The sequence below is a fragment of the Paenibacillus sp. Root444D2 genome (genome assembly GCF_001426375.1).
Lineage (GTDB): Bacteria > Bacillota > Bacilli > Paenibacillales > NBRC-103111 > Paenibacillus_E.
The window spans coordinates 25,016-50,636 of sequence record NZ_LMEO01000021.1 but is presented as its reverse complement, the minus strand read 5'-3'; the positions used below and the strand labels follow the sequence as shown (position 1 = coordinate 50,636).

Annotated in this window: 21 protein-coding genes and 1 riboswitch; all 21 genes read right to left on the bottom strand. The window is 45.7% G+C overall.

Annotated elements, in window-relative coordinates:
* Positions 1-78: 78 nt before the first annotated feature.
* The 21 genes from hpt to pth all read right to left on the bottom strand — a co-directional run bounded on the left by hpt (position 79) and on the right by pth (position 25,428).
* Entirely contained in the window at positions 79-618 is a 540-nt protein-coding gene (hpt, locus tag ASD40_RS13820; RefSeq protein WP_029197788.1) for a hypoxanthine phosphoribosyltransferase, read from the bottom strand.
* Positions 619-689: 71 nt separating this feature from the next.
* Positions 690-2,105, bottom strand: coding sequence for a tRNA lysidine(34) synthetase TilS (gene tilS / locus ASD40_RS13815; RefSeq protein WP_057303836.1), 1,416 nt, complete (start codon positions 2,103-2,105; stop codon positions 690-692).
* A gap of 36 nt (positions 2,106-2,141) precedes the next feature.
* Positions 2,142-3,047, bottom strand: coding sequence for a protein kinase domain-containing protein (locus tag ASD40_RS13810; RefSeq protein ID WP_057303835.1), 906 nt, complete (start codon positions 3,045-3,047; stop codon positions 2,142-2,144).
* Positions 3,031-3,750, bottom strand: a complete 720-nt coding sequence (locus tag ASD40_RS13805; RefSeq protein ID WP_057303853.1) for a vWA domain-containing protein — start codon at positions 3,748-3,750, stop codon at positions 3,031-3,033. Before ASD40_RS13805 ends, ASD40_RS13810 begins: the two co-directional genes overlap by 17 nt.
* A 157-nt stretch (positions 3,751-3,907) precedes the next feature.
* Positions 3,908-7,273, bottom strand: a complete 3,366-nt coding sequence (locus tag ASD40_RS13800; RefSeq protein ID WP_235549255.1) for a collagen binding domain-containing protein — start codon at positions 7,271-7,273, stop codon at positions 3,908-3,910.
* Between the two features lie 198 nt (positions 7,274-7,471).
* Positions 7,472-8,278, bottom strand: coding sequence for a transglutaminase-like domain-containing protein (locus ASD40_RS13795; protein ID WP_057303833.1), 807 nt, complete (start codon positions 8,276-8,278; stop codon positions 7,472-7,474).
* 14 nt (positions 8,279-8,292) lie between these two features.
* A riboswitch (cyclic di-GMP riboswitch) is annotated at positions 8,293-8,380 on the bottom strand.
* A 79-nt stretch (positions 8,381-8,459) separates the two neighbouring features.
* Positions 8,460-9,161, bottom strand: coding sequence for a class D sortase (locus ASD40_RS13790; protein ID WP_057303832.1), 702 nt, complete (start codon positions 9,159-9,161; stop codon positions 8,460-8,462).
* Positions 9,162-9,386: 225 nt separating this feature from the next.
* Entirely contained in the window at positions 9,387-11,879 is a 2,493-nt protein-coding gene (spoIIE, locus tag ASD40_RS13785; protein ID WP_057303852.1) for a stage II sporulation protein E, read from the bottom strand.
* Between the two features lie 327 nt (positions 11,880-12,206).
* Complete coding sequence (locus ASD40_RS13780) at positions 12,207-12,803, bottom strand: S1 domain-containing RNA-binding protein (RefSeq protein ID WP_056833811.1); 597 nt, start codon at positions 12,801-12,803, stop codon at positions 12,207-12,209.
* Positions 12,804-12,911: 108 nt separating this feature from the next.
* The gene (locus tag ASD40_RS13775) at positions 12,912-13,235 is read right to left on the bottom strand and encodes an FtsB family cell division protein (RefSeq protein ID WP_057303831.1); all 324 of its coding nucleotides are present in this window, start codon (positions 13,233-13,235) and stop codon (positions 12,912-12,914) included.
* Between the two features lie 15 nt (positions 13,236-13,250).
* Positions 13,251-13,826: a spore cortex biosynthesis protein YabQ gene (gene yabQ / locus ASD40_RS13770; RefSeq protein ID WP_057303830.1), complete on the bottom strand. Its 576-nt coding sequence runs from the start codon at positions 13,824-13,826 to the stop codon at positions 13,251-13,253.
* The gene (gene yabP, locus ASD40_RS13765; RefSeq protein ID WP_029197777.1) at positions 13,823-14,110 is read right to left on the bottom strand and encodes a sporulation protein YabP; all 288 of its coding nucleotides are present in this window, start codon (positions 14,108-14,110) and stop codon (positions 13,823-13,825) included. The genes yabQ and yabP overlap by 4 nt, the downstream gene beginning before the upstream one ends.
* A gap of 140 nt (positions 14,111-14,250) precedes the next feature.
* A complete protein-coding gene (locus ASD40_RS13760; protein ID WP_029197990.1) occupies positions 14,251-14,514 on the bottom strand; it encodes an RNA-binding S4 domain-containing protein in 264 nt (87 codons plus the stop codon).
* The gene (locus ASD40_RS13755) at positions 14,514-14,786 is read right to left on the bottom strand and encodes an HU family DNA-binding protein (protein WP_029197991.1); all 273 of its coding nucleotides are present in this window, start codon (positions 14,784-14,786) and stop codon (positions 14,514-14,516) included. The genes ASD40_RS13760 and ASD40_RS13755 overlap by 1 nt, the downstream gene beginning before the upstream one ends.
* A gap of 164 nt (positions 14,787-14,950) precedes the next feature.
* Positions 14,951-16,477 (bottom strand): nucleoside triphosphate pyrophosphohydrolase, encoded by a 1,527-nt coding sequence (gene mazG, locus ASD40_RS13750; protein WP_057303829.1) that lies wholly within the window; start codon positions 16,475-16,477, stop codon positions 14,951-14,953.
* A gap of 509 nt (positions 16,478-16,986) precedes the next feature.
* Entirely contained in the window at positions 16,987-18,897 is a 1,911-nt protein-coding gene (locus tag ASD40_RS37830; RefSeq protein WP_057303828.1) for a putative polysaccharide biosynthesis protein, read from the bottom strand.
* A 132-nt stretch (positions 18,898-19,029) separates the two neighbouring features.
* The gene (gene spoVT / locus ASD40_RS13740; protein ID WP_057303827.1) at positions 19,030-19,572 is read right to left on the bottom strand and encodes a stage V sporulation protein T; all 543 of its coding nucleotides are present in this window, start codon (positions 19,570-19,572) and stop codon (positions 19,030-19,032) included.
* Positions 19,573-19,816: 244 nt separating this feature from the next.
* Positions 19,817-20,926 carry a peptidylprolyl isomerase gene (locus tag ASD40_RS13735; protein WP_057303826.1) on the bottom strand — a complete coding sequence of 370 codons (1,110 nt, stop codon included), beginning with the start codon at positions 20,924-20,926 and terminating at the stop codon, positions 19,817-19,819.
* On the bottom strand, positions 20,913-24,434 hold the full coding sequence (gene mfd, locus ASD40_RS13730) for a transcription-repair coupling factor (RefSeq protein ID WP_057303825.1): 3,522 nt from the start codon (positions 24,432-24,434) through the stop codon (positions 20,913-20,915). Before mfd ends, ASD40_RS13735 begins: the two co-directional genes overlap by 14 nt.
* Before the next feature lie 74 nt (positions 24,435-24,508).
* Positions 24,509-24,736, bottom strand: a complete 228-nt coding sequence (locus ASD40_RS13725) for an anti-sigma-F factor Fin family protein (RefSeq protein WP_057303824.1) — start codon at positions 24,734-24,736, stop codon at positions 24,509-24,511.
* Between the two features lie 131 nt (positions 24,737-24,867).
* Positions 24,868-25,428, bottom strand: a complete 561-nt coding sequence (gene pth / locus ASD40_RS13720; RefSeq protein WP_057303823.1) for an aminoacyl-tRNA hydrolase — start codon at positions 25,426-25,428, stop codon at positions 24,868-24,870.
* Positions 25,429-25,621: the final 193 nt, after the last annotated feature.

The window sequence follows — 25,621 nt, the reverse complement described above, 5'->3', positions numbered from 1 at the left end:
GGCACACGTTTATTATTTTACCACATCCCGGTAAAGCACTACAACATAACAGCGCTGATGAGTCTGCGGGAAGTGACATTAGCTACTGTAGATCTCTGGTTTCAATATGCCGATAAATGGAAGGTTGCGATACTTCTCTGCATAATCCAGACCATATCCGACTACGAACTCATCTGGAAGCACATAACCTGCATATTCAGGTTCGAGATCCACAGTTCTGCGTGCCGGTTTATTAAACAGCGCAACGACCGAAATCGTCTTAGCATTGCGTCGCTCTAGCACATCTATCAGATAACTCAGCGTTAAACCGCTATCGATAATGTCCTCCACGATAAGAATATGACGTCCTTCTACGGGAACATCAAGATCTTTAATAATCTTGACAACACCAGAAGATTTCGTGGATTGACCATAGCTGGATACAGCCATGAAATCGAGTTCCAATGGTACTCTGATTTGCTTCACAAGATCAGCCATGAAAATGAAAGCTCCCTTAAGCACACAGATAACCAATGGGTTCTTACCTTCGTAATCAATGGAGAGTTTCTCCCCTAATTCTTTGATCTTGCCTTGAATCTGTTCTTCACTGTAAAGAACTTCTTGAATGTCGCTGTACAAGGATGAACCCCCTAGTTTTATATTATGAATCCTTATAAATTTACATTCTAGAAGAACGAAATTTACGCATATTACTTCAGCACTAGCTTCATATGAAGTACACGTACTGTATCTGGTCCAACCAGAGCGTGCTTGGACCTACGAAAGCCAGCAATCCAAAGAATTTGCCCGGAAGCATCGACCAGCAGTGGAATGACATCACGCCGGCTTAGCGGCATTTTGGCATCAATGAACATATCCTTTACTTTTTTGGATCCGTTTAAACCATGCGGCTCAAACCGATCTCCTGACCTGCGGCTCCTTACAACTAGCGGCAAGTTAAGTTGATCCAGATCCAAAAACACGTCCGTTGCAGATGAGAAATTAGCAGCTGTCTCCTTCGAATTAGTCGGCACCCATGAGCAGATCAGTTTGGCTTCCACTTCCGGCAGGCTCAGCTCGCTTGTATCTACTCCAACCTCATAAGCATAAGGCTTCGGAGAAGGAGCGAAGGTCTGAAATTGAATAGATTCATATTCTCTCACAATATAAACCTGTTCATCCACCTGAAGGACTTGATTAGAAACCTGATCCTGTAAAATCAACTCACGCATACTTTCAATTCGTGTAAAATCCAACCGATCTCTTTCCAAACAAAGACAGTTTAATATTAATTTAATCAAACGCCTTTGTAAAGCAACGTGCAGCTCAGTGAAATCACGTCTTTCGATGCGGCAGCAAGCTTGCTTGAAAGTTGTTATTCGGTGAAAAACCTGCTCGGCTTCTTTGGCCAAATAATCATCCTCAGCTCGCATCAAGTCTGTTAATCGATTCAGTGACTCTGGAAGTTGTTCATTATACTGCTTCAGCATCGGCATCACATCAAGCCGAATCTGATTGCGAAAATACTTCCGCAGCTCATTGCTGCTATCCTTACAATACGTCATTTCATGCTGAGCGCAATAATTCACAATATCTGCTTTGTATATACGTAAAAACGGACGAATCAGTTCCACTTTTTTTTCGCGCCTGCGTTCCGGCATGCCAACCAGGCCTGAAGGGCCTGTCCCTCTCAGAATCCGCATCAAGACGGTTTCGGCTTGATCATCCGCATGATGAGCGAAGGCTATACGTATAGCGCCGTATTTCGCTGCGATCTGATGTAGAAATTCGTAGCGCTTCTCACGTGCCGCGGCTTGCCCATTGAGTGATGTTTCCTCTATAAATGCTGGCACATCAATGACGCCGATTTCGCATGGAAGCCCTAAGTCATCTGCAAGCTTCCCTACGAAAGTGGCTTCCGCATCCGATTCCGCACCGCGGAATTGATGATTCACATGCGCAACAACGAGTTTCCAGCTATAACGCTCAGCAAGGGCAAAAAGGACATGAAGCAGCCCCACGGAATCAGGCCCTCCTGAAACCGCAACGACCACCACATCTCCTGGTTCGACGAGTTTTTCTTCGATAATACGTTGTTCTACCTTGGCAACAAGATCGATTTCCATCGGGTATTCCTTTCTATTCCTGCACTTCCCATCATGCTACCAGTACATATAGAGTGTTGCCCCAAAAATAAAAATGGAAGCGGCGAAGCATATTTTCAGCCATGGCATTTGGAGTGTTGACTGCGTAATCTTCTTACCAGAGACCAACGTTCTCCAGTACTGATAGGCTTCTTGCGAAGAACTAAACTCACTATTCAAGGCTTTATGAAGAAATGGCGCGATATGGGCGGCAACTGAATTTTCATGCATAATGGCTGTGAGTTGATCTAGATCTCGGTTTTGAGGAAGCGTCTTGGCTAAACCAGTGAAGCGTTTGCGTTGATCGAGCGATTTTAATAGTAAAATGGCAAATGAAAATAAATCATAGCTTTCTTCCGCAACCCGCTCCCCCATATTCCAAAAGCCGCGGTCATACACTTCAGTTAGCTGTTTAATTGCTCTGCCTTTAGGAGTCACACCCCCAAAATCAATGAGATCCACATCGCCATAATTAGAAACGATCATATTCTCGACCTTCAGATCACCAAAAACGTAGCCGCTCTTATGAACTTCCGTTAACTTTCGAAGCAGGTTAGAACCAATCACATAAATCCAATCCTGACCACGTTTATGTATAAAATTAGAAATCGTCATTCCCTCAATATATCGCATGACATAGAAGGAAACTTCTTTCCCCTTTATTGACATATCATCGGCATCTATTAAAAAATTCTTGAACGAGGTTTCTGTCAGCGAAATAGCAAGCAACGAATTAATCTCCGATTGGTGATCAACCGTCTCATGACCTGCCTTAAGCGCAAATCTAGCTGTTCCTCTTCGTACGAGAGCCACTACACCGTTGGAACCAGCACCTAATAAACGTTCGACCAAATACGTCCGGCCGTTCCATTTCCCTTGGATTTCTGCCCCTGGACGGAAGGCGTCATCATACCACGTAGTCACTCAGCATCCCATCCTCGGTCTTTGGTAAGATAGGCTTCTCCGTAATAAACTGTAAAGTTTGCAGCAACGCTGGACCTGTCGGAGTTGTACCCTTCATGTTTATTTTATAGAACATCTTGTCTAAATTTGCAAGTTGATTCGTCCAACTGAGATCCATTTCTAGTTCCTGATCTCTCGTTTTGGTCGAAGGAAAGTGGAAAACAGCCAGCTCACTCTTGCCGCTGCGGGCTCTAAGACTAAGCAACAGATCATGAATCGCTTCACGCACAGCTGCATGTTTAGGCTTCATACTAGCACTGGCATCTATTAAAAGAGCTACGCGGAGTGAAGTAGTTTCACTCATGGTATCGATCACTTGAACCACTTCCGCGCGCTTATCTGGAGGTAACTGCTCTAATTGATTAAAGCCTAGAATACTTTGTAACTCCTTGCCTACTGCATGCTGAATCGTTGTGGTTACCGTTTTGCGCGTCATCATCTGAACCGTCTGGGAAAGTTGGCCTGAATTCACGATTCGACTCATCCCGCCGCCTGCCGCAGCAATCTCTTGAATCTCCTCGGTGCCTAGCACCCCTAGCTCACCATGGTCAATCACGCCGATGACATTCACAGTAACGCCTTCGGTATGTGCTTGTGCTGCTGCTATTACCGGACTTACCCCTACATTGGAACATCCATCTGTAATTAAAAGAATTTGCTTCATCATGATATCTGCCTCCCTGGCTTAAGAAAAGATTAGCTCTCTAGTAGTTCTCCTCCTAGTTTTTCCATTTAAGAGAGAGTCTAATCACGAGTAAACTAAGCGAAATAAAAAGACAGCCCGCCCCATGGTAATGGCAGACTGTCTCAATATTGAAGTTTTATTTAGTGAATCTCCTTCTTAGGATAAGACCTAGAAGGATTAGAGTGATACCTGCAATTTCCACGTATAGATGGCTAGATTCTCCTGTCGTTGGGAGGGTCTCTGGTTTAGTAATAGGAGGGATTCCCCCTAAGGGTATATCATTATCAGTATCAATCGGTATGTCCGGATTCGTCGAAGGTGTAGGAACCGTTGGCGGTGGTGGCGTTACGCTGGGTGTTGGTGTTATAGCCGGCGTTGGCGGTGCACTTGGTGTCGGGCTTGGTGTTGACGTTGGTGGTGGTGGCGTTGCACTTGGTGTTGACGTTGGTGGTGGTGGCGTTGCACTTGGTGTTGACGTTGGTGGCGGTGGTGTTGGTGTCGTTGGCGGTGGTGTTGGTGTCGTTGGCGGTGGTGTTGGTGTCGTTGGCGGTGGTGTTTCAGTTGTCTTCGTGTTGATCACATTGATATGAAGTTCATCTCCTGGATGAAGGGTTATCGGATTATCCTCTCTATTTAATACGTACCCCAGAGGAGCTGTTATTTCACTCACTACATAATCACCTGCAAGCAGATTATTAAAGACAACCGAACCTGTTTCATCTGTTGTTAACGTGTTGATTAAAGTCTTCTTATCACCTGATTTGCGATACAGTTCAAAGATTGCGCCGCTGAGCATTAAGGTGTTATTTGCAGAGTCAATTTTGTTAACCGTCAATGACCCTCGAACACCGCTACCGGTGCCAGATCCGTCCGAAACACCTACTACGATTTCCTTGGTCGTTTCTTTCATAATAGTGGTCACGTTCGTGCCGCTAAGTGTAATTCTATTGGTAACCGTTTCGTGATCGCTGGCCCTAATTAACGATTGATATTCCAAAATGTACGCAGTTGTTATCGGATTGACAAAACTCAGCTCAAAGGTTTGTTTACCTTGAGTATCCGTTTTAATAACTAGTGTGTAGACCACGTCCTTCGTTAATTCTGATCCCTTCATGACATTCCCGTTACTAGTCACGGTTGTTGCAAATAAATGGAATGAATTTGGCAATAATTGTTGATTTATTGACGGTATATCGATGATTTTTGCATCGTTCAACGTAGATTGACCATAATTAATTTGGACTGTCCAGTTTATTTTATCTCCGCTTTGCCCTCCGCTTTTAGTCACATATTCTCCACCTTTAGGAATGGGCAGGGTCGCGCTGAGATTGTTTGTAACTGGCTCAGTTCCGTTGAATGCTCTAGCCGTATTAGTAACCGTGCTGTTAATCAGTTGACCTTGCAGACTCGTTTTAAAAACGATGTAATAAGGTTCTGAAATGGCTTGTTGAAAAAGAATAACTAGCTTGTTTTGGCTATCCACTGTGTATTTATATTTCGAAAGGTCTATTTCATCTGCTGGAGTTGGGGCTAAAGGGATACCATTTGGCGGGATGTTCATCTTATATACTTTTAACGAATCGTTGGTAAACTTTTGATTGGACTCTAACGTATCTTGAACACTAGCATTTGTAATAGTTTTTCCGTTATAGTTGACTCCCACTGTCCATGTGAGTTCTTTAGTAACAGCGTTGTAAGCACCGTATTTAAACCCATTGTTCTTCACTTCATCTCTTGGGATAAATGTTGCTATTGCCGTTTGCGACTTTCCTGCATTAGCGCTATCGACCCAATCCACCTTAGCTGAATTAATAAAATTTGCATTCCACGGTGGGCTAATCAAATCTATATTAAAATATGTTGTGTAAGTAATCGAAAGAGGTTCTGAGATCGTATTCTTGAATTTCACTGTGAACCCTTCATCTTCGACACTATTGAGGATATAATCCGTCGACGGCAAGACCACATTTCCTTTTTTAATGACTATTGAACTGGGTATAAAACGCAGTCCTTTATTTGAAAAAGTATCGGTCACAACCATATTTTTCATTACTTGACTGTCTCTATTGATGATAATATTCCAAGCTACGGTTTTGGCGTTGTAATCTGCGGTTCCAGGATACTTGTAAACAGCCCCCTGTTCAACAGGCCGAGATGCTGAATCACTTTCTCCGCTGCCGGACGTAACGCTATTCGTTATGATCATATTTTTCAAAACTGGACTACTTGCCTTGGTCTGATAATTAATTTTATATGCCGATGAAATATTATGATTAAATTGCAGTTTAAATCCTTTCTTGCCAGCAGCTGCTTCCGTTGTAATGGTGTACTCCCCACTCGGCAATTCACTTCCCAGTGTCTCATTGCCACTTGGATTGAACGTTACTGGATAGATATGAAGGGATCCTGCAACTATTTCTTGTGTATCATTGAATAAATCTTTTAGGAATGCTGCTGATTGGGCAATAGTCCTTTCATTATAATTATATTTGATTCCCCAATTAATAATCTGCGTAATGGGACTATAGCTTTCCGCAATTTTATCCAAAGAGCTGCCACGCGTTACATGGACTGTCGCAGAGGTCTGAGCTGGGTTTTTATTACTTCCCCCGAAGGTTGCCGTATTCACAAAGGTTGCTTTGTCAAAATCGGTTATTGGCGTCGTATATTGAATGCGGTAAGCCGTGTGAATAGGAGATTCCGCGAATCGAATAGAAAGATCTGCTCCTGTTCTAGTTACTGTATACTTGCTGGCATCCACTAATGCTCCTTGTACGACAGTTCCATCTAAGTGAACCCCTAGATCATAGACTGCTACAGTAACTGGAACAGATAGACCTGGAGGAATAGGATCCGTCATCACTGCGTTCTGAACAGAATCCAGCGTCTTATTCACATCCACGGTCCAATGAATATCTTTCGGGTTAAAACCAGTGGGTACGCCTCTTTTTTCGATTGTGGAAGTGACCGAAGGTCTAAGATGAAGGGTGAAAATCTGTTCGCCAGATTGAATCGGAATGGTAATCGTTACCGTCGTGCTTTCAGTAAGTTTACTTGTATCTAAATGTGTTCTGAACGTGAGCGTGCCATGTACATTGTCATGGCTTTCGATGTAGTTGTTAAAAGTGATCACCACTTGATGACTAGCTTGATCAACATGGAAAGTTCCTATCTGGTCCTGCCCCATGACCAAAACACCAGGAATATCGTTGAATAGTAAAAATTGCTGCGGCAGTGTGAATGTATACGTATCACCACCTTTGTACCCATGACCGTTAGGCAGAGACCACGTATAGTCAAGCTGTATTGTGGAGTTTGGCTCGTAAACATTGCCGGTCACGACTTGACCTGCGCTGTCATATACAGCCATCGTCACGCTGTCAAGAATATTGTTTGAAATCGTGTTCGCACTGGCCTTAGTAATAAAGCCAATCCCGTAAATACTTTGCATAAAAATTAATAAAGTAATCAGCAGCGCACTCGTCTTTTTCTTCAACATCATTTCATACCTCCATTCATGGATCAATTTTTTATAGAGATTATTTATGTGTGCCGCCTCTTATGTCTTTGAAACAAAATGTATCATTATCAATGATATATGATACAAGATGTATTGTAAATATTGGAATTTATTGTTTTTCAACATGGAAAGCACAAAAAAACCTGTTCTCAGTTATGAGATCAGGTTTCTTCATTTCCTCTAATATATTTTGGAAATTTGATAATTAGAATCATTTTTTATAAGATCTATCGTTTCACCAGCTTGTATATGAACAGCGTCATACGTGGTATCGATCGTCACCCATTCCTTACTTTCCTTCAGGAAAACTTGATTCCACGCATGATAAGTATCTGGCGCATGACTTTCATATCCCATAACCAGACGGGTTGGAATCCCCTCACTTCTTGCCATAGCCGCAAAAGTAGCTGCAAAGTCATAACAAATTCCTTTGGACTCTGCATAGACCGTATCCAGATTAGGTATATAACTATCTGCTACAGTTTGGGCCTTCTCATAATCATACTGAAAATGTGTGGTTATATATCCATAAATGGCTTTTATTTTGTCGATATCTTTTTCTTTATCTCCAACTAATTGCTTAGCCTCAACGACCGCCTTCGATTCATCGTTCCAATCGATCAACGGAATGGACTGCAGAAATACGGCATTCTCGTCTTCCATTTCTAAATCGATTTGTTCTTGCGCTACAACTTTATATTTATTAGCCCCAATGGACTCACCAATCAGCACTTTATACTGGCCGTTTCCAAGCTGCAAAGGGTACTGATCCCCTTCTACGAAGGTGTAATCATATTTAACATTTTCTCTCATGATTCGCACGAGAACTTTGGAGTTCTTATCGTTTGAATAATGAACCGAGATAATCCCTTTATTCAGAGCATCTTTATCAATCACGGACGGATTGGAAGCTGCAATTATCCCTTGCGGAGCAAGAGCAAACAGAAAAGTTGCCATAATCGTTCGTATAATTGGCTTTTTAAACACAAAAAAAATCCCCTTTCGGTAACTGGCTGCCAACTTAGTTCGGCTAAGGAAGGCCCTTTAGTTTTGCGTCTCTAGTTTTCGCTAGATTTGCCTTTATCGGAGGAACGCACCGACTCCCTATAATCACTATAGTGCAATCTTAACATAGGCTTGTCTCTCTGAATAGACAAAATATTACATTTTATTCCTTCGACTGCACCATGATTCCCTTAATCGCAATACGATGAGTCGGATTTTCCATTGGATGGCAAGTTATTAGTGTAATCTCCCGATCTTTGCCGTTGCCCTTCAGCACCCAAACATCCTCTGGGAGGACATACTGTTTGTCCACTACTTTGTAGATATACGTTTTGCTCCCTGTATTCACTTCAATGAAATCCCCTTCGGTGACTTCATCTAATCTATTAAAATTTTTCCCGTAGGTCAGATTTCGATGACCCGCAATGGCATAATTACCAATAGCGCCTGCTTTGCCTGTATTAGCTATGCTTGCAACGGAAATCTTCAAATTATTCACGGTAGCGTCTGTCAGAATAGGAAGCTTCAGATCAATTTTATCGATAGTGAGGACACCCTCTATATTCTTCTGCGGCAATGTTACAGGCTTCGGTGTCGTTTTCACGGCCAAGGGGCTTGGTTGGCTGCTCGGCTGGCTGCTTGTTGGCAGAGCTTCCACTGCGGGACTGGAAGAAGGCACGACCAACCCCGCATCTATCTCCTCCTCAAGGACAGAGCCTGTTTGATCCATATCCTGCAGATTTTCCTGCCATTGTTTCAAAATTTTGTTCTGCTGATAGCTCTCATAACGATCGTTTAACGTTGGATAGAGAAAAATGATAATCCCAAGAACGATAAATAACAGTGATAGCTTTTTTCTAATCACCAGTGGTACCACCTTTCTCTTGGTTCTCAATGACACTCCAGGGAAGCTTAGCATTAGCCAACAGACATATTAATAAGTTAAGCATGCTTCTAATTCTGAGCGCAACCTTTATAGATCATTAATTTACTAGTTTCGAAATATGCATCACTCGCTATGCTCCTAAGGGAATAACAGCGCACAAAAAGCCATAACAGCAAATGAGCTGTTATGGCTTCTATTTCTCCATTAACTAACCGTCTTAGGACGCTCCATTCGCGTAATTCCTGGCCAGCGGAATGTGGCCCACTCCGGCTGCCTCTTCTCGACACGCGCCACAACGACGGTCATATCATCTTGAATTTCGCCATGATGGTGGCGGAAAATCCTTTCTAATAAGCAGTCCGCAAAATCCTGCGGCATCGTCGTATCAATTTCCTGTATCATCCGCTTCATCCACATCTCTTTATTTACCGCATGTCCCGGTGCATCGTAGATCCCATCTGTCATCATAACAAGGATATCACCCGATTGGAGCGGAATCGAGACCAAATCAACATCAATCTCACTCAGGATGCCGACTGGCAGATTATTCGCCGATATTGAAATCACTTCCGTCCCGCGCTTAATGAAGCTAGGGGTAGAGCCAATCTTCATGAACGTTGTGTTTGCACTGTACATGTCGATCAAGGCCATATCTACGGTCGCGTACATCTCGTCCGAAGAGCGCAGCATCAACACCGAGTTCAGCGACTTGATCGCCAGCTTCTCGTCCATCCCTGACTGCAGCAGCTGCTGCAGGATACTCAGAGCCGTCTGGCTCTCCGCACGCGCTCGCTCGCCGTTGCCCATGCCGTCGCTTAGCGCCACGGCATACTTGCCATTGCCCAGCTCCACCGTGGAGAAGCTGTCGCCCGAGAAGAGGTCGCCGCCTTTGGCTGCGCCGGCGACCCCGGTCTCAACCTCGTATTCCTTGGCGGAGCCGAATACGACCGTGCTGTAGCCCTCGCCGCGCTCATGCATTTCCTCGCGCATGACGGCGACGTTCTCACCGATAATTTCGCTCAAGAGCGGCGCAATGATTTTCCTACATTCATCGAAGCCCTTCGTGTATTGATGAATGATCTCAATCTCGATATTTCCTTCATCCAAGGAAATGATATCGATGGTATGGATGGATAAGCCCAGCTCCTCCAGGGCATTACGAATTTGTTCTTCTTGAAGGAACAGCTCCTGTCCTTCCCGTTTAATCTCCTTGGCCAAGTCCTCCATGACTTGGGACACGCCCGAAAGCTGATCCGCTACGAGATGTCGGCTATCCATAATCTGCTTTTTCCAATGCAAATCATTCTTGTACAAGCTATACTGCTGCTTCATCACATCCAGCACTTGATCCGTACGTATACATACCTTCCTCCACTCTGGTGGAATATTCTTCTTCGTCATACTCTCCTTCATCTCAATTTGGGTCATCATATCGGTCATATACGTATAGGTTTGATAAAATTTTTGATCCCAGCACTGGCTCTTTTTCCAGCAGGAATCACAAGCCTTCTGCGCAACTGCATTCATGAAATGACCAACATCCTCCTCCTTGCGGCTCACCGCATCATCCGTCGTCAACTGCTTAAAGCTGCGTGCCAACTGGCGGAACACTTCAGAGAACTGTTCCACACGTCCTGCTGTAACATCCCGAACCCGCTTCGCATAGTCCTGTTGGGATTTCAGATTCTCCTGCGTGCCGGGCACATATTTAGCAAGAGTCAGAATCAAACTCCGCGGTGTTAACAGAAAGAGTGCAACAGCTGCAAGCGACTCCCATGTTGAGTTGATCACATCTGCCCCGGATCCCATATAGAAAGCAAGTATCGATGACCCGAGCAGCATTCCGAATGCAACAGCCAATCGATTACCATCCTTGAGAAGCCCTGCTAACATCCCCGAGAAAGCCAGTAAACTCATTTGATAAACCGCATTGCTATTCGCAAGACTTAGGATTAATCCTGTTATGACACCTACCGAGGCTCCGAAAGGCGCTCCTCCCACCAGCGCAAATAATAGTATTAAATAACGAGAAAGCACATGTTCTACGGTGATTGGACCCACAACCCAGCTCACCGTCCCTGTCATCACAGAAGCTAACAAGATAATCAGACATATAATTTCCTCATGCTTCAAATGGTAGTTCTTGCGGGTAAGCGTAAATACAGGAATTGCTTGAATAAAAATTAGCGTCAGCACTAGGCTTAGCAGTGCCTCAACGGAAACCATCATTAGCGTATACCAGCTTAAGTTTGAGACTACAAGCTCTGCAAAGAGCTGAACCAGCAAGGTCGAGCTGAATACAAGAAGCGGTGCTAAGGAAATATCGGAGCGTTCAAATTTCTCCAAAGCTTTTTGGATAAGTAAGAAAACGATGATCTCCGTAACTAGATAACCGGTATTCGAACTCAGCGAGAATAGGCTTCCAGCAAATGCAGCGACACCTACCCAGTGTAAAATATCTCTCCTTGTAAAATAAATGACAGCAATGAACGCAAGCGCAAACGGAGATAGCTGTTCCAAAATCATCGCACGACCGAGTAAGAAAGCCATCACGATGAGCAGTAAAGACCACTTCTTAGCTACAAAGGCTTGTACGAATCGATTTTCCACGGCAGCGCTATGTGCGCCTGTTTTCGCTTTCTGCCACAATCCCGACCAACCGCCACCAATCACTGTGCCTAAGCTTCTTCTCTGCATGTTTTCGAACACCATCCATTCATTCCTTATTTGTTTCTCTAGTATAGAGACAATCTAGCAGAAAGTTTGTCAGAATGAGTTGATAGATTAAAAGAAATTTCCGACAAGCCGCGTTCGCCTTGTCACCACGCCTCAGCCCTTGCCTAGTCTCGGTTTACCGTATCGAAAACGTTTCCAAAAGTCTGATTGCCTCGAACTTTCGCCCTGCGTATGGGGGAGATACCCGTAATTCCATGTCGATTGTTCTTTACGTTATTTTAAGGATTTGACGCTTGGATAAAAAAAAACCACACCCGCCTAAGCGAATGTGGTTCGTTACTGCATCTATTAATCTCTTCTTCCGCCTCGGCCACCGCGTTTGGACTCGGTGTTCTTTTTCAAAGACGAAATCCGCTCTTCACTATCTTTAAGGAACCGAGATACTTTATCTTCGAACGAAAACGGTCTAGCTCCGCCTTGCTGCTTGTTAAAGCCGCCGCGACCACCACCGCCACCGCCTCGATTGAAGCCACCGCCGCCACCTGGACGACCGCCACCACCACCGGGACCACCGCTTGGAGGACCACTACGTTCTCCGCCGCTACTTGGACGACCACCTTGGTAGCCTCCTGGACGATCTCCACTTGGACGTCCTTGATAGCTGCTGCCACCTGTACGTTCAGGACGAGCTGGTCTTTCCTCAACTGGCTTGTCAACCGTCTGCTTGATCGACAGTCCGATCTTGCCATCCTTGTCCACGTTAATCACTTTGACCAATACTTTGTCATCCAGCTTTAAATGGTCATTAACGTCTTTCACATAGTTGTCCGCGATCTCCGAAATGTGAACAAGACCGGTAACTCCTTCAGCAAGCTCGACGAATGCTCCAAAGTGAGTAATCCCCGTCACTCTACCCTCTAACTTGGTGCCAACTTCAATTGCCATAAAGTAAAATGTTCCTCCCTTAAAATGTTGAAAACACTGGCTACGCCGATTATAACCGATGCAGAAACCACGGTCAACACGGCAACAGCCTCTTCTTCTTGTTGATTTTTATTGCGACTTTGAGACACTTAGTGGCGTCTCTCCGGTTTTACTATAATGAAAATCTCGACGAATAATTTGATCCAAATACTCGTCATTATGAAGTCGAGCGATTTCTTTCGTTGTTTGCTCTTTGAGTTTCTTGGCCTCAACAAGCTGTTGCTCCATATTCGCTACGACACTACTCTTCTCTTGCAGCTTAGCGAACTGCCCCCAGATGTTCACAGCAGCCCAGCTCATAAAACATAGGACAAAAATCATGAGAAAACGCAGTCTTCGTTTCGAGCCTACACTGTTGCTGCGCTTGGATGGAACGGTTGCTTTAGCATGCATGAATAGGAATGCCTCCTACTTTGAGAATAACCTGCGTAAGATCAATATGATATTACCCTTAAGTTTCTTCAACCAAACAGGGATAACAAAATATTTATGCACAGGCCGAGTCATCCAAAGGAGTAATCTCCACACAGGATAAAGCAATTGTAGCACAATTCTATAAAGGAATATAGCTACAGCTAGTAAAAAGCCCAAAATAATCACAGTTAGACGATATAAGCCAATAATCGGTTTAATCAGGATAATTTCGACAGTTTTAGCAATGAAACGGTAGATAGCAATCGTAATTCGAATGAGAAGCAGCGTAATCCGGATGACCCAAGTGCTGAGGAATGCGAAATAAAAACATATACCGATCCCCATCCCTAGAAAAATAAATACACGAACTTGTCCTTCATTACTGTAAATGAGCAGACGGAACACGAGGATTGTCGCCACAATCCAATAAACCATATCAATGAACGGAATCGTCCATCGCGGCAGTCTCAGCTTGCCAGAGAGCACACGAAACACATCGAAGATCGCACCTATGGCGATTCCGCTCAGGAACATCATGAAGATCGTGTGGAACTGAACATTTAGGGTCACTTGAATAACTTACCAAGGAACCCCTTGGATTTCTCCTGGGTATTTCCATCCACATAAGCTAATTCGTGAATGATTCCTTCTATGGCGACCAACCCTTGTTCCAAACTTAAGTTCTTGATGTGCAAATTCTGTCCTTTAATCATCAAGTAGCCCATTTCCGTTTCAAGGAGGAACTCTTCACTGTCAAAGCTTTCTACGTTCAAAACTCCGGAGATCTCCAAGAGCTTGCGATTCAGCATTTTAATTTCTTGCCGCTTATTCGTGTTTTTCACGGGTTCAATCATGGCCTGTACCCCTCCTTCATCTACCACTACGATATGGGAGGATGTCCTCTTTTAGAACCATGCAAAACCCGTTATTTAAATATAAAAAATAACCCAAGACCCCTATTCAGGAATCTCAGGCTATTTCACAACTTGCAGGATTATTCGGATTGAAAAGCTTCTTCCTTAAGCAGCGTGTACATCTGAGCAGCGTCTTCCTTGCGGGTTGACTCTGATAGAACTTCCACTCGAATCGTCACTTTTTTCTGACCGAATTGAATAGAGAGCTCATCTCCGACTTTCACGTGTGTACTCGCTTTGGCATCTCTACCGTTAATCCAGACACGCCCTTGATCGGACACATCCTTCGCTACGGTACGACGTTTGATGAGACGAGATACTTTGAGAAACTTATCGATACGCATTATTTTACAGCGTCTTTAAGCTTGTTGCCTGCTTTGAAAGCAGGAACATTGGATTCCGCGATCACGATTGGGTTGCCTGTTTGCGGGTTACGGCCTGTACGACCAGAACGTTTGCGAGTTTCGAAAGTTCCGAAACCGATTAATTGAACTTTATCTCCGGATGAAAGAGCGTCCGTTACTTCACCAAGGAATCCGTTAAGTACAACTTCAACGTCTTTCTTAGTAAGTCCGCTTTTTTCTGCAATGTTGTTGATCAAATCTGTTTTGTTCATGTGGTTTCTTTACCTCCCAAAAATGTTTGAAGATCTAGTCTTCTACTATGTAGCCATTTTGCAAAGCTGAGAGACTTTGAACTTTGTTCAAAGATCCCTATCTTATATTTCCATATTCAACCTTACACCAAATTTAGTATTCTGCTTTTTTCGGCAAAATCCTTCTATCCCTGCCGAAGTTTTGCAACTTTTTTTGCTTCCTGCCATAAACTTTCCATCTCTGATAATTCAGTTTGTTCAAAAGAAAGCCCTCTTAAACGTAGTTGATCTTCGATATATGAAAATCTTTGGACGAATTTGCGGTTCGTCTGTGCGATCGCCTCTTCCGGATCAACCTTCAGGAATCTAGCGACATTGACGATGGAGAAAAGGACGTCGCCCAGCTCCTCGAGCCGATCTTGAGCCCCTGCTTCGGATGAATCAGCGATGGCTTCGCGAAGCTCGGTTAGCTCTTCTTCCACCTTATTCAGGACATCTTCTAGCTCTGACCAGTCAAAACCAACTGTCGCTGCCTTCTTCTGAAGCTTCAGCGCCTTCATGAGGCCTGGCAGCTCGCGCGGCACCCCGTCAAGTACAGATTGCTTCGTGACATCAATGCCCTTCTTACGCTTCTCCTCCGCCTTCATGGCATTCCAGTTCACAAGAGCTTCGTCGGCATCCTCAGCCTTGTTCTCACCGAATACATGAGGGTGACGGCGGATGAGTTTCTCATTCAACGTAGCGATGACATCATAAACGGTGAACGTGCCAATTTCCTCTTCCATCTGCGCATGCAGCATCACTTGTAAAAGGAGATCGCCGAGTTCCTCACACATGTGCTCGGGATCGTCCTCGTCAATTGTTTCAAGAACCTCGTACGCTTCTTCGATGAGATTTTTGCGCAGGCTGGCATGCGTCTGCTCACGATCCCATGGGCAGCCTTCTGGGCTGCGCAGGATTTGAACAATTTCATGCAATCGGCCAAAAGTGCGGTAATAATCTTCATCCTTTTCACTCTTCGGCACCCAGACAAGGGAAAGATTGCCGTACCCCTTTACATGATCGAGCTCATGCAGGGGGACCTCGATAACCTGTTCCTCACCTGCCACACCCAAGGAATGACCAACGACAACACGGTAATCATCCGAATAAGCATCCATGAGGCTAATCTTAAGATCTGATGCCGTAAGACTATCATACACTTGCCCAATAACCGTATGAAGCTGCGGATTAAGAGTATAACGGCTCAGGCTGGTCGCGTCAAGCAATTGAAATCCATCAATCGGATCAAAACCGAAACGTAGAAACGCTTGATCCAGAAAGCTCTCCCCACCGATAATTTGGAGCGAGATGCCCTCGGACGGACAGCGTTGTTTCAGAAGCTGCACCGTGTATTCCGCCACCATCGGATGGCCTGGCACTGCATAAATAACCTCGAAAGCTTGCGTCTTGGCTGACTGAATGAGCGCCTCTGCGATCGATTCGTACACTTGTTCGAATCTTTGGTGCGCTAAGTAATTCTCGTCGAACGTTTGGTAAGGAATCTGATTCGTATCCAGCATCTGAACCATCGGATGATCTTTCGTTCGCAGGTAAAGCACCGCTTGCTCCTTGGCGGCCAGCTGCAGCTTTTTCCAGACACCTAGTGTGAGCTGGTCTTCGTCTCCCGTTCCGAGTCCGAGGACGGTTATTTGCGGGTTGGTTGTTGACATTAGGAAACACCTCCTGATTGTTGGTTAACTGCGATATGTATGAAAAAACTATTTGAACATTTGCAGGGAGGAAGCATGAGGACACTTAAACCGTTTGCTGGGGCTTCTACATGTCAGTCAAAGTTGTGAACTCCAGTTTTCGGTTATAAAGTCATGCTAGTACATGTAAATGAGCATCCGTGGTTACCAATGTTGTATTTTCTGCAACAATTCCCACTCCCAAAGGCCATTGGGCATGTTCAAGTTGTAGTTTGTACAACATTTCGGACCCATTTGTTGCGAAATAGCCTGTATAGGTCCTAAATTGTTGTACATTATGCAACATCGGAGGGAAAGAGGCGGGATCTAGGCAGATATTGTTGCAATTTCTACAACATCTTCAACTGAGAATGAATTCATTCTTCAATTCATCCAGCAACCTCAAGTGAGCATATATGACGATGGATTTTCGATTTAAGACACCTCAATATAGAAAAAGATTGGCAATCACTCATGGCCATTGGCAATCTCTAGCCTCGGTCGCGGGGGGCGGCGGATGCCTTCGCCGGCCATAGCTTCTCCAGGACCGGCGCCAGCTTCCGGTCCAGCTCCGGCATCAGCCGCAGCTCCTCGCGGCTGATGCTGCCGCTGCGCAGCAGCGCGAGCGCGTAGACGGCTGCGCCGCCGACTACACACACCAAGGCGATTGCGCTAGCGCTCAATCGCTCAGGCACGTGCCATGCCGCCGCAGCGGGCATGGCCAGCAGCTGCAGCGCTGCGAGGCAGCCGCCCATCAGCCCCACGGCAAGCGTGGGACTGACGGCGTACGGCCGCAGCGCGAAGCGCGCCCCGGTGCAGCGGCGCAGCTGCACCAGATTCAGCCCCGCCGCAGCGGCATAGGCGATCACCGCGCTCAGCGCGGCGCCGTCGATGCCCCAGCGGGGCATCAAAACCACGTTGCCGAGTGCTTTCAGCACGATGGCAACGAGCAGGGCCTTCACCGGCGTGCGGATCGCGCCGGCACCCTGGAGAACGCTGGCTGAGACAGCGTTCAACGTACTAAACAAGGCCGTGAAGGCCAGCACAGCCATCGTCCAGCTGGCCTCATTACTTTTGTAAAGCATCACGTTAATCGGCACTGCTGCAAAGGCAAGGCCGAATGAGGCTCCAAGCCCAATAAGCCAAGAGAGCCTTATCGCCATCTCAGCCCTAAAGCGGATGAGTTCGTTCTGCCTTCTTGCCTTGGCTTCTGCAAGAGCTGGAACAAGTACTGCGGACATAGAGGAAGCGATCATGACAACGAGCTGAACGAGAGGAAGCCCCCGGTTATACAGCCCGAACTGCCGCATAGCCTCCCCCTCGCTTCCTTGCGCAGCCTCAAGAAGTCGCGGCATGGTAAACGTGTCGACAAGCGTGAGCAAAGGAACCACGATAGCCCCCAAACAAACAGGAATCGCATACGCCGTAATGCGTTTCGCCCACTCCCAGGAGGAGAGTTCCTTTGACGGCATCATGCCTCCCTTTCGCTTTCCATCATTTGGCCATTGCCTGTTCATGTCAGGATACAGTCCGTCCTCTAATCGCTTTCCATTATCTGACTCCTGCCAATTCCGTTCTTTCGACAGCAGCCCGTCACCTTCACTTATTACATCCTGCCTCTGTCCCTCTATATCCTCAGACTGCCTCCAGTCCTCTTCATTCACTCCCTGCTCCTGCTCCTGCTCCCGTTCCCATCCCCGCTCCTGTCTCATCGCCTTCCGCCAATAAACATACATCACGATCAACCCAGCAGCAGCACCTGTCACGGAGCCAAATGTAGCCCCAGCAGCAATCCATTCCTCGTCATAAGCTAATGCCACCATATAGAGCAGCAGCGCAACCATGGTAATCACCCTTATTAGCTGTTCAATCACTTGTGAAACAGCCGTCGGCACCATATTCTGATACCCTTGGAAATAACCGCGCAGGACAGCGAGCATCGGGGATAGCAGCAGTGCGAAGGATACGCTTCGGATCGCCCTTTCTGTCTGGCTAATACCGATCCAACTGGCAATCTCATTAGCTCCGAAGTACAACAGAACAAACACTACAAAACCGGAGCCCAACAATATGGCTGTTGAGACACGGACAATACGTCTAGCCCCTTGATGATCACCATCCATAGCTCGTTCGGCTACGAACTTGGATACAGCTACCGGAAATCCGGCTGTAGCCGCGAACAAAATTAGAATATATAGCGGATAAACCGCATTATAAATACCAAAAGCCGTATCACCGGATACATTTTGAAGCGGAATCTTCTGCAGAGTTCCCAATAGTTTAGAGAGAATAGCGGCAGCCCCAAGTAGAGCGGCACCTCTTAACAGCTTGGCACCTTGTTTACCGACATTCCTCTGGAGCCCCTCTTTATAACCTTGATGCCCCTTGTCGGTGTCCCCCATCTTACTTCTCCTCTACCTTGACTTCACGCATATAGACATATTATAACGAAATCAGTCATAGCAGACAAAAAAAGCTTCACTTACAGATGCGGGGGCATCTCGGTAAGGAAGCCTTTATGTCTTATTTTTCTTTCATTGCTCCATCTGCTTTGCCAAAAATCCAGCCGCTGTCTCTACCATCTTAACTTCCATATTCCCCATTTTCACATTCTCATCTTTGGAGAGCAAAATGACACACCCAATAGGGTCGCCACCGGCTACAATCGGAGCGGCTACGAAAGAAGAAAATGTTTCATTTGTATCTTTGATAAGCTCAAATTGACCACTTCCGCTTTCCAGAATCGCTTTGCGATTTTCCATACAGGATTCAACGATCGATCCAACCGACTTTTCGAAATAGTCTTTTTTGGACCCCCCAGCCATCGCAATAATGTTATCTCGATCTGAGATCAGGGCGACATGATTCGTACTTTCAAATAACGATTCCGCATACTCCTTGGCAAAATCACCAAGTTCACCAATCGGTGAATACTTCTTAAGAATCACTTCACCATCTCGATCCACGAAAATTTCCAAAGGGTCACCTTCGCGAATGCGTAGTGTGCGTCGTATTTCCTTGGGAATAACAACTCTCCCTAAATCATCTATCCGACGGACAATTCCAGTTGCTTTCATACCTCTAGATGCCTCACTTTCCGCTCAGTAATTAGATACGACAGGAGCATGAAATCTTGTATGCTAGATCGGGATTTGGTGGGAACTCGAATTCTATCCATAGTATTCTTCACTTCCCATTCTTCTATGCAGACGCTTTTACTACGGAATTTACTTTATTTAGCTTTGCATCCTGCTGCGCTTATCATGTCCAAAAATAACAAATAAAAACAGGATGCCCGTTATCGGACATCCTGGTAAGTTCTTACTTTGCAGCTGGACTTGCCGCTGGGCTTGCAGCCGGACTTGCTGCCGGACTTGCAGCTGGAGCCGGGCTCGCTTCCGGTTTCGGCAGATTGTTGGTTTGAATCAAGTTCGGATATTCTTTCTCCGCAAATTCAGATAGGGATTTCTCCGCAAGCTGAGATTTGATTTGTGTTTTGAGCGTATCATCCAGTGGCTTTGTGCTTCTGGACTCTACTTTCATGACGTGGTAACCGAAAGAGGATTCAACAGGATCACTGATCGTGTTCAAAGGAAGCGTACTAGCTGCTTGTTTGAATTCAGGCACCCATTGATTGATGTCCGCATCTTTATACGTACCGCCAGCCTCTTTGGAGCCTGGATCGTCGGAATATTCTTTCGCAAGTGCTGCAAAATCGCCGCCTTTATCCAGTTTCCCTTTTACCTCTTTGGCTCTTGCCAAAGCTTCATCTTTGGTACGCAAATCTTTTTGTGTAGCTGCATCCTTCAAAGAGATCAGAATATGGCTAACTGTTGCAATATCAAAGGCATGAGTAGCTGCTTGTTCTTTGTAGGAATCCTGAACAGCTTGATCTGTTATTTTACTCTCCATGCTGCCCATGGTGTAGAAGCTCATTTTCATTAATGACTCGATATCCTTAAGCTCGATACCATTGTCTTTTAACTGCTTGTCCATTCCGCCTTCTTGCTTACCGAAGTAATCCGTGATGGCTTTCATTTGCTCCGTCACTTGTTTGTCAGCATCAGCTTTCACTTTATCATCCGCTTTGGCAGACAGAACACGGAAAGTAACCATTTGCTTCAACATATCTTGTTGAAAAGCAGGGTCTGTCATGAATTGCGCCAGCTGCGGTGAGAACATTTTGTTCACACTGATGAAAGAGTTAAACTCGCCGCGTGTAATTTTACCGCCCTCTTTATACGTAGCAATCACGTCACTCGGGTTACCTGTAGCCGCTGCAGTAGAGGCAGGTGAAGGTGAAGCTGTTGCTGCACCTTCCTTTTTACTTCCACATGCACTTAGCACTGAAAATGCAAGGAGCAATGCTACCATGCTTAAAATCCATTTTTTCGAAAAACGTCGTTGTTTACTAGTATCATTTGGCAACATCCTGTAATTCCCCTTTCGTTTTCAGAACATCCTTATATTGTACCAGAAACTTCTCCACCAATTCGATGGAAGCTTCTGGTTTCATGCCTTTACATCGAATAACGATATGAAGCTGCGGGTCCGCGTTCAACTTGATTCGACCATCAAAGCCTTTGGACAATGCGATTAGCTTTTGTCCTTCCAGCCTGCCATTCTGGTCAATATGCACCTTGATTAGGTAATCATCCCCTTTTTGGCTGATCGTTTCTATCCGGTACTCCGAACCGTATGCTTTCAAACGAGCCACTGACAGTAAGTTGAACACGGCCTGCGGCAGATCGCCGAAACGATCAACAAGCTCATCATGCAGATCCGCGGCTTCTTCCAACGTTCGAATGGCGGCCACTTTTTTGTAGATTTCGATTTTTTGCATGCTGTCGTAGATGTAGTCGGATGGTAGGTACGCATCCAATTGTATATCGATGGAAGTATTCCACTCCGGTTCCGGAATGACCGCTTCCCCATCTATTTCTAGTTTCAGCTTTGCAATTTCTTCTGCTAGCATTTGGGAGTATAAATCAAATCCGACAGATGCAATGAAACCATGCTGCTCTGCGCCAAGCAAATTACCAGCACCACGAATAGATAAATCCCTCATCGCAATTTTAAAGCCTGATCCAAGTTCTGTAAACTCTTTAATCGCTTGAAGGCGTTTCTCCGCCACTTCCGTAAGCACTTTATCACGCTGATACGTGAAATAAGCATACGCTACGCGATTAGAACGTCCTACTCGTCCACGCAGCTGATAGAGCTGGGACAGCCCCATTTTATCCGCATCGTGAACAATCAGTGTGTTGACATTCGGAATATCGACACCCGTCTCGATAATACTGGTGCTTACCAGCACATCGTATTCCCCATCGAGGAAATCAAGGATCGTCTTCTCCAGCTCCTGCTCGCCCATTTGTCCATGTGCCACAGTAACGCGGGCATCCGGAATCATCATGGAGATCTGATCAGCGATTTGGGTAATACCTTGTACACGGTTATATAAATAATACACTTGACCTTCACGCGCTAATTCCCGCTCAATCGCCTCTCGAACCAACGTTGGTCCGTACTCGACCACATAAGTCTGGACAGGGAAACGATTTTCCGGCGGAGTCTCGATGACCGATAAATCACGAACACCTAACATGGACATGTGTAAAGTTCTCGGAATCGGTGTTGCCGTCAGGGTTAGCACGTCCACATTCGTCTTGAGACGTTTCAGCTTTTCTTTGTGGGACACGCCAAAACGCTGCTCCTCATCGACGATCAGCAAACCAAGATCTTTGAACTGCACATCCTGCGACAATAGCCGGTGAGTACCAATAACGACGTCAACCGTCCCTTTCTTGACGCCTTTCATAACTTCGGTCTGCTCCTTCTTGGAGCGGAAACGACTTAGTACTTTTACGTTAAAAGGATAGCCTGAGAACCGTTCACGGAATGTTTCGTAATGCTGCTGTGCCAAAATCGTCGTCGGCACCAATACAGCAACTTGCTTGCCGTCAATCGCTGCCTTGAAGGCCGCGCGTACCGCAACTTCCGTCTTCCCATAGCCCACGTCGCCGCAAAGCAAACGATCCATCGGACGCGCTTTCTCCATGTCTCCCTTAATTTCTTCGATCGCGCGGAGCTGATCCCGCGTTTCATCGTAAGGGAACATCGCTTCAAATTCGTTTTGATAGGAGCTGTCTTTACTAAATCCGTAGCCAGTTGCCGCTTGGCGCTCTGCATAGAGCTTGATCAGCTCATCGGCAATATCCTTAACGGATGCCCGCGCCTTGCTCTTCACTCTAGCCCAGTCAGCGCCTCCGAGCTTATAAACCTTCGGTTCCTTCTCTTCGGAACCTACATATTTCTGGATCAAATCAATCTGGTCAATCGGTACGGACAGCTTGTCGCCGCCAGCATACATGATGTGGAGGTAATCCTTGTGGATACCGCCAACTTCCAAGGTGCCGATCCCAACATACTTCCCGATCCCATGATTCACGTGAACAACATAATCGCCAACCTTAAGCTCTTGATAGCTTTTGATACGCTCAGCGTTCTCCAGCTTCTTCTCGACCTTACGTGCTTTACGCTGTTTCTGTGTGAAGATCTCGCCTTCCGTGATGACGACCAAATGGATCGAGGGCATTTCAAACCCTGTCTGCAGATTCCCATCTACAATTTCGGGGACATCAATTTGGTAGTCCTGAAGCACCCGCCGAACACGTTCAGCACGGTCCTCCCCGTTTGCCAGTAAAATGACATTGCTTCCATTTTTCTTCCAGCGTTCCATCTCCGCTTTGAGGAGATTCATTTGTCCATGGAAGTTTTGCATGACGCGGCAAACGAAGTTAACGATATTTTGCGGTTGAATCCCAGCCACTTGGCGCAGGAATAGCGATACATATAATGTCGGGAAAGGTCTGCGATGCAGCAGAGTTTCATACGATTTGGACAGCACAAAAGCCGGCAAGCTCTTCCCCTCTGTCAGCGCATGCATCATCCACTCTGCTTCGTCACGTTCTAGCTGCTTTGCTGTCTCCAGCAATCGGGCAGGTTCGTCGATGATAAGCACAGTATCCTTAGGCATGTAGTCCATGAGGGTCTGTCTTTCCGTATATAAAAGCGAAATATATTTATAAATACCAGGGAACGTCTGCCCTTCACGAAGCAGTTCAATATCATGTCCGATGCCTTCGAGCAGTTTGTCTTTGGCTGATCGGTCCGTCATTTTCTCCAGCTGCGCTTGAAGCAGCTCATAAGCATGCTGCGCGGCCGATTGTAACCGCTTTCTATCCGCTTGAATCTCGCGGCAAGGGGGAATCGTTATCGCGTTTAATTTATCAATTGAACGCTGGTCACTTACATCAAAAGTACGAATAGAATCAACTTCGACATCGAACAGCTCAATCCGAATGGCGTTCTCCGACGTTAGCGGAAATAAATCCAGAATTCCGCCGCGTACGCTCATTTCACCTTTGGTCTCAACCCGCTCCACGCGCTCGTAACCCAGACTGGATAAAGCGCCTAGGAGCTCATCCAATTGCACGGTATCCCCTACGTTGATCGTAACGCGGGATTCCTCGAATACTTGCTTGAGCGGAAGCAATCGACGCACCCCAGCAAAAGGCGCAATCACAACTCCACGGAAACCGCCAGCTAACTTGGTGAGAACGTCAATACGCTGCGCTAGCATCTCAGGGCTTGAAGCCGCCTCTTCTGTCGTCAGAAGTTCTTGAGATGGGTAGAGCAGCACTTCATCTGGTGATAGACATTCTAGTAAATCCTCCGCTATTTTCTGAGCGGCGAACATATTGTGAGTAACAATGAACAGCGGGCGCGCTAACTCTCGCGCAAGAGTGGCAATCATTACCTGCCTAGAGGAACCGGTGAGTCCGGCAACGAGCTGCTCTTTCATTTCGGACCTGAGGCCTGTCACGATCGTTTGAAAGTCGCTATCCGTAGAAAAAGCTTGAATTAAAGCTTGCAAACAAGTACACTCCCCTCACAAAAAGAAGCCTCGGCACACTTGCCTCGGCTATTAACTCTTTATCTTCATCAATTTTACTGCAACGGACTTGCCAGCAGGGACAGTTCTGGGTTTGCATCTAGCGCCTCACGACAGTAGTCACAAACGACCCTTACCGTAACATCTCCATTCGTGTTATACGATATTATATCTCTACGCTCATCGGGGGTCAAGAAATGGAAGCCTAACTGCTGCTCCGTGATCGATTCCTGATTAATTTCCCCAACAAAGGTATGACAATGTCTGCAAATATACTTAATCATATATGTATGCCTCCTTCGACTATTCGATTACATCCTAGTATGACCATTCTTCAGAGAAATTAGCCGAATGTGCCATTGTCATTTTCGAATAGCGAACTTGCATACAATGAGTCTGAAGCAGATGACTTCACTTATTTATTGAACTTCGCCATCGTCTTTTCGAATGACTCACTCAGACTGAACAGCATGGCTTCGCAAGTGAGGTCCAGTACCTCATCTATCGATTTCATCTCGTCTTTGGAAAAGTTAGATAAGACATAATCGGCAATATTATAGCCGGGCGCTGGCCTGTTCACACCCACTCGAATTCGGTTGAAGCTTTGCGTACCAGCATGCTGAATAATAGATTTAATTCCATTATGACCACCAGGGCTGCCTTGATAACGGAGTCGAATTTGACCGAATGATGTATCCATATCATCATAAACAATCATAACGTCTTCCAGTTTTGCTTTATAAAAGTCCAAGAACGCTCGCATGGATTCGCCCGAAAGATTCATATAAGTCATCGGTTTAAGTAAATATACCTTCGTTCCATTGACCACACCTTCGCCTAGAAGACCCTTACTTTTATTTTGAAAAGAAGTAATACCCCATTTGGCAGCAAAACGGTCAATGGCCATGAAACCAACATTGTGTCGATTCATCTCATATTGTTTTCCCGGATTACCTAGTCCAATAAAACATTTCATTTTCTTCTAAATCCTCCTAAAGTTAAACTAAAAAATCCTTTGCGGAACCATCATCTAGAGGTTATTGTTTACCTATATGAAAACGAACCATCAAATTTAAAGCTGTGGGTGAATCAGTCATATGTATTTAAATGGTCAACAGCTTACAACCGATCTTCATTTTCAAGATCATGCTGAATCCTGTATTCCCGTC

Bases quoted from the DNA above. Each gene is read 5' to 3' on its own strand.
- ASD40_RS13780 (WP_056833811.1), bottom strand. From the start codon at position 12,803: ATGGCAATTGAAGTTGGCACCAAGTTAGAGGGTAGAGTGACGGGGATT.
- ASD40_RS13805 (WP_057303853.1), bottom strand. From the start codon at position 3,750: ATGAAGCAAATTCTTTTAATTACAGATGGATGTTCCAATGTAGGGGTA.
- pth (WP_057303823.1), bottom strand. From the start codon at position 25,428: ATGAAATGTTTTATTGGACTAGGTAATCCGGGAAAACAATATGAGATG.
- ASD40_RS37830 (WP_057303828.1), bottom strand. From the start codon at position 18,897: ATGGGGGACACCGACAAGGGGCATCAAGGTTATAAAGAGGGGCTCCAG.
- ASD40_RS13735 (WP_057303826.1), bottom strand. From the start codon at position 20,926: ATGTTGCCAAATGATACTAGTAAACAACGACGTTTTTCGAAAAAATGG.
- spoVT (WP_057303827.1), bottom strand. From the start codon at position 19,572: ATGAAAGCAACTGGAATTGTCCGTCGGATAGATGATTTAGGGAGAGTT.
- ASD40_RS13775 (WP_057303831.1), bottom strand. From the start codon at position 13,235: ATGCATGCTAAAGCAACCGTTCCATCCAAGCGCAGCAACAGTGTAGGC.
- ASD40_RS13800 (WP_235549255.1), bottom strand. From the start codon at position 7,273: ATGATGTTGAAGAAAAAGACGAGTGCGCTGCTGATTACTTTATTAATT.
- ASD40_RS13755 (WP_029197991.1), bottom strand. From the start codon at position 14,786: ATGAACAAAACAGATTTGATCAACAACATTGCAGAAAAAAGCGGACTT.
- mazG (WP_057303829.1), bottom strand. From the start codon at position 16,477: ATGTCAACAACCAACCCGCAAATAACCGTCCTCGGACTCGGAACGGGA.
- yabP (WP_029197777.1), bottom strand. From the start codon at position 14,110: ATGATTGAACCCGTGAAAAACACGAATAAGCGGCAAGAAATTAAAATG.
- ASD40_RS13760 (WP_029197990.1), bottom strand. From the start codon at position 14,514: ATGCGTATCGATAAGTTTCTCAAAGTATCTCGTCTCATCAAACGTCGT.
- ASD40_RS13725 (WP_057303824.1), bottom strand. From the start codon at position 24,736: ATGATTAAGTATATTTGCAGACATTGTCATACCTTTGTTGGGGAAATT.
- spoIIE (WP_057303852.1), bottom strand. From the start codon at position 11,879: ATGCAGAGAAGAAGCTTAGGCACAGTGATTGGTGGCGGTTGGTCGGGA.
- tilS (WP_057303836.1), bottom strand. From the start codon at position 2,105: ATGGAAATCGATCTTGTTGCCAAGGTAGAACAACGTATTATCGAAGAA.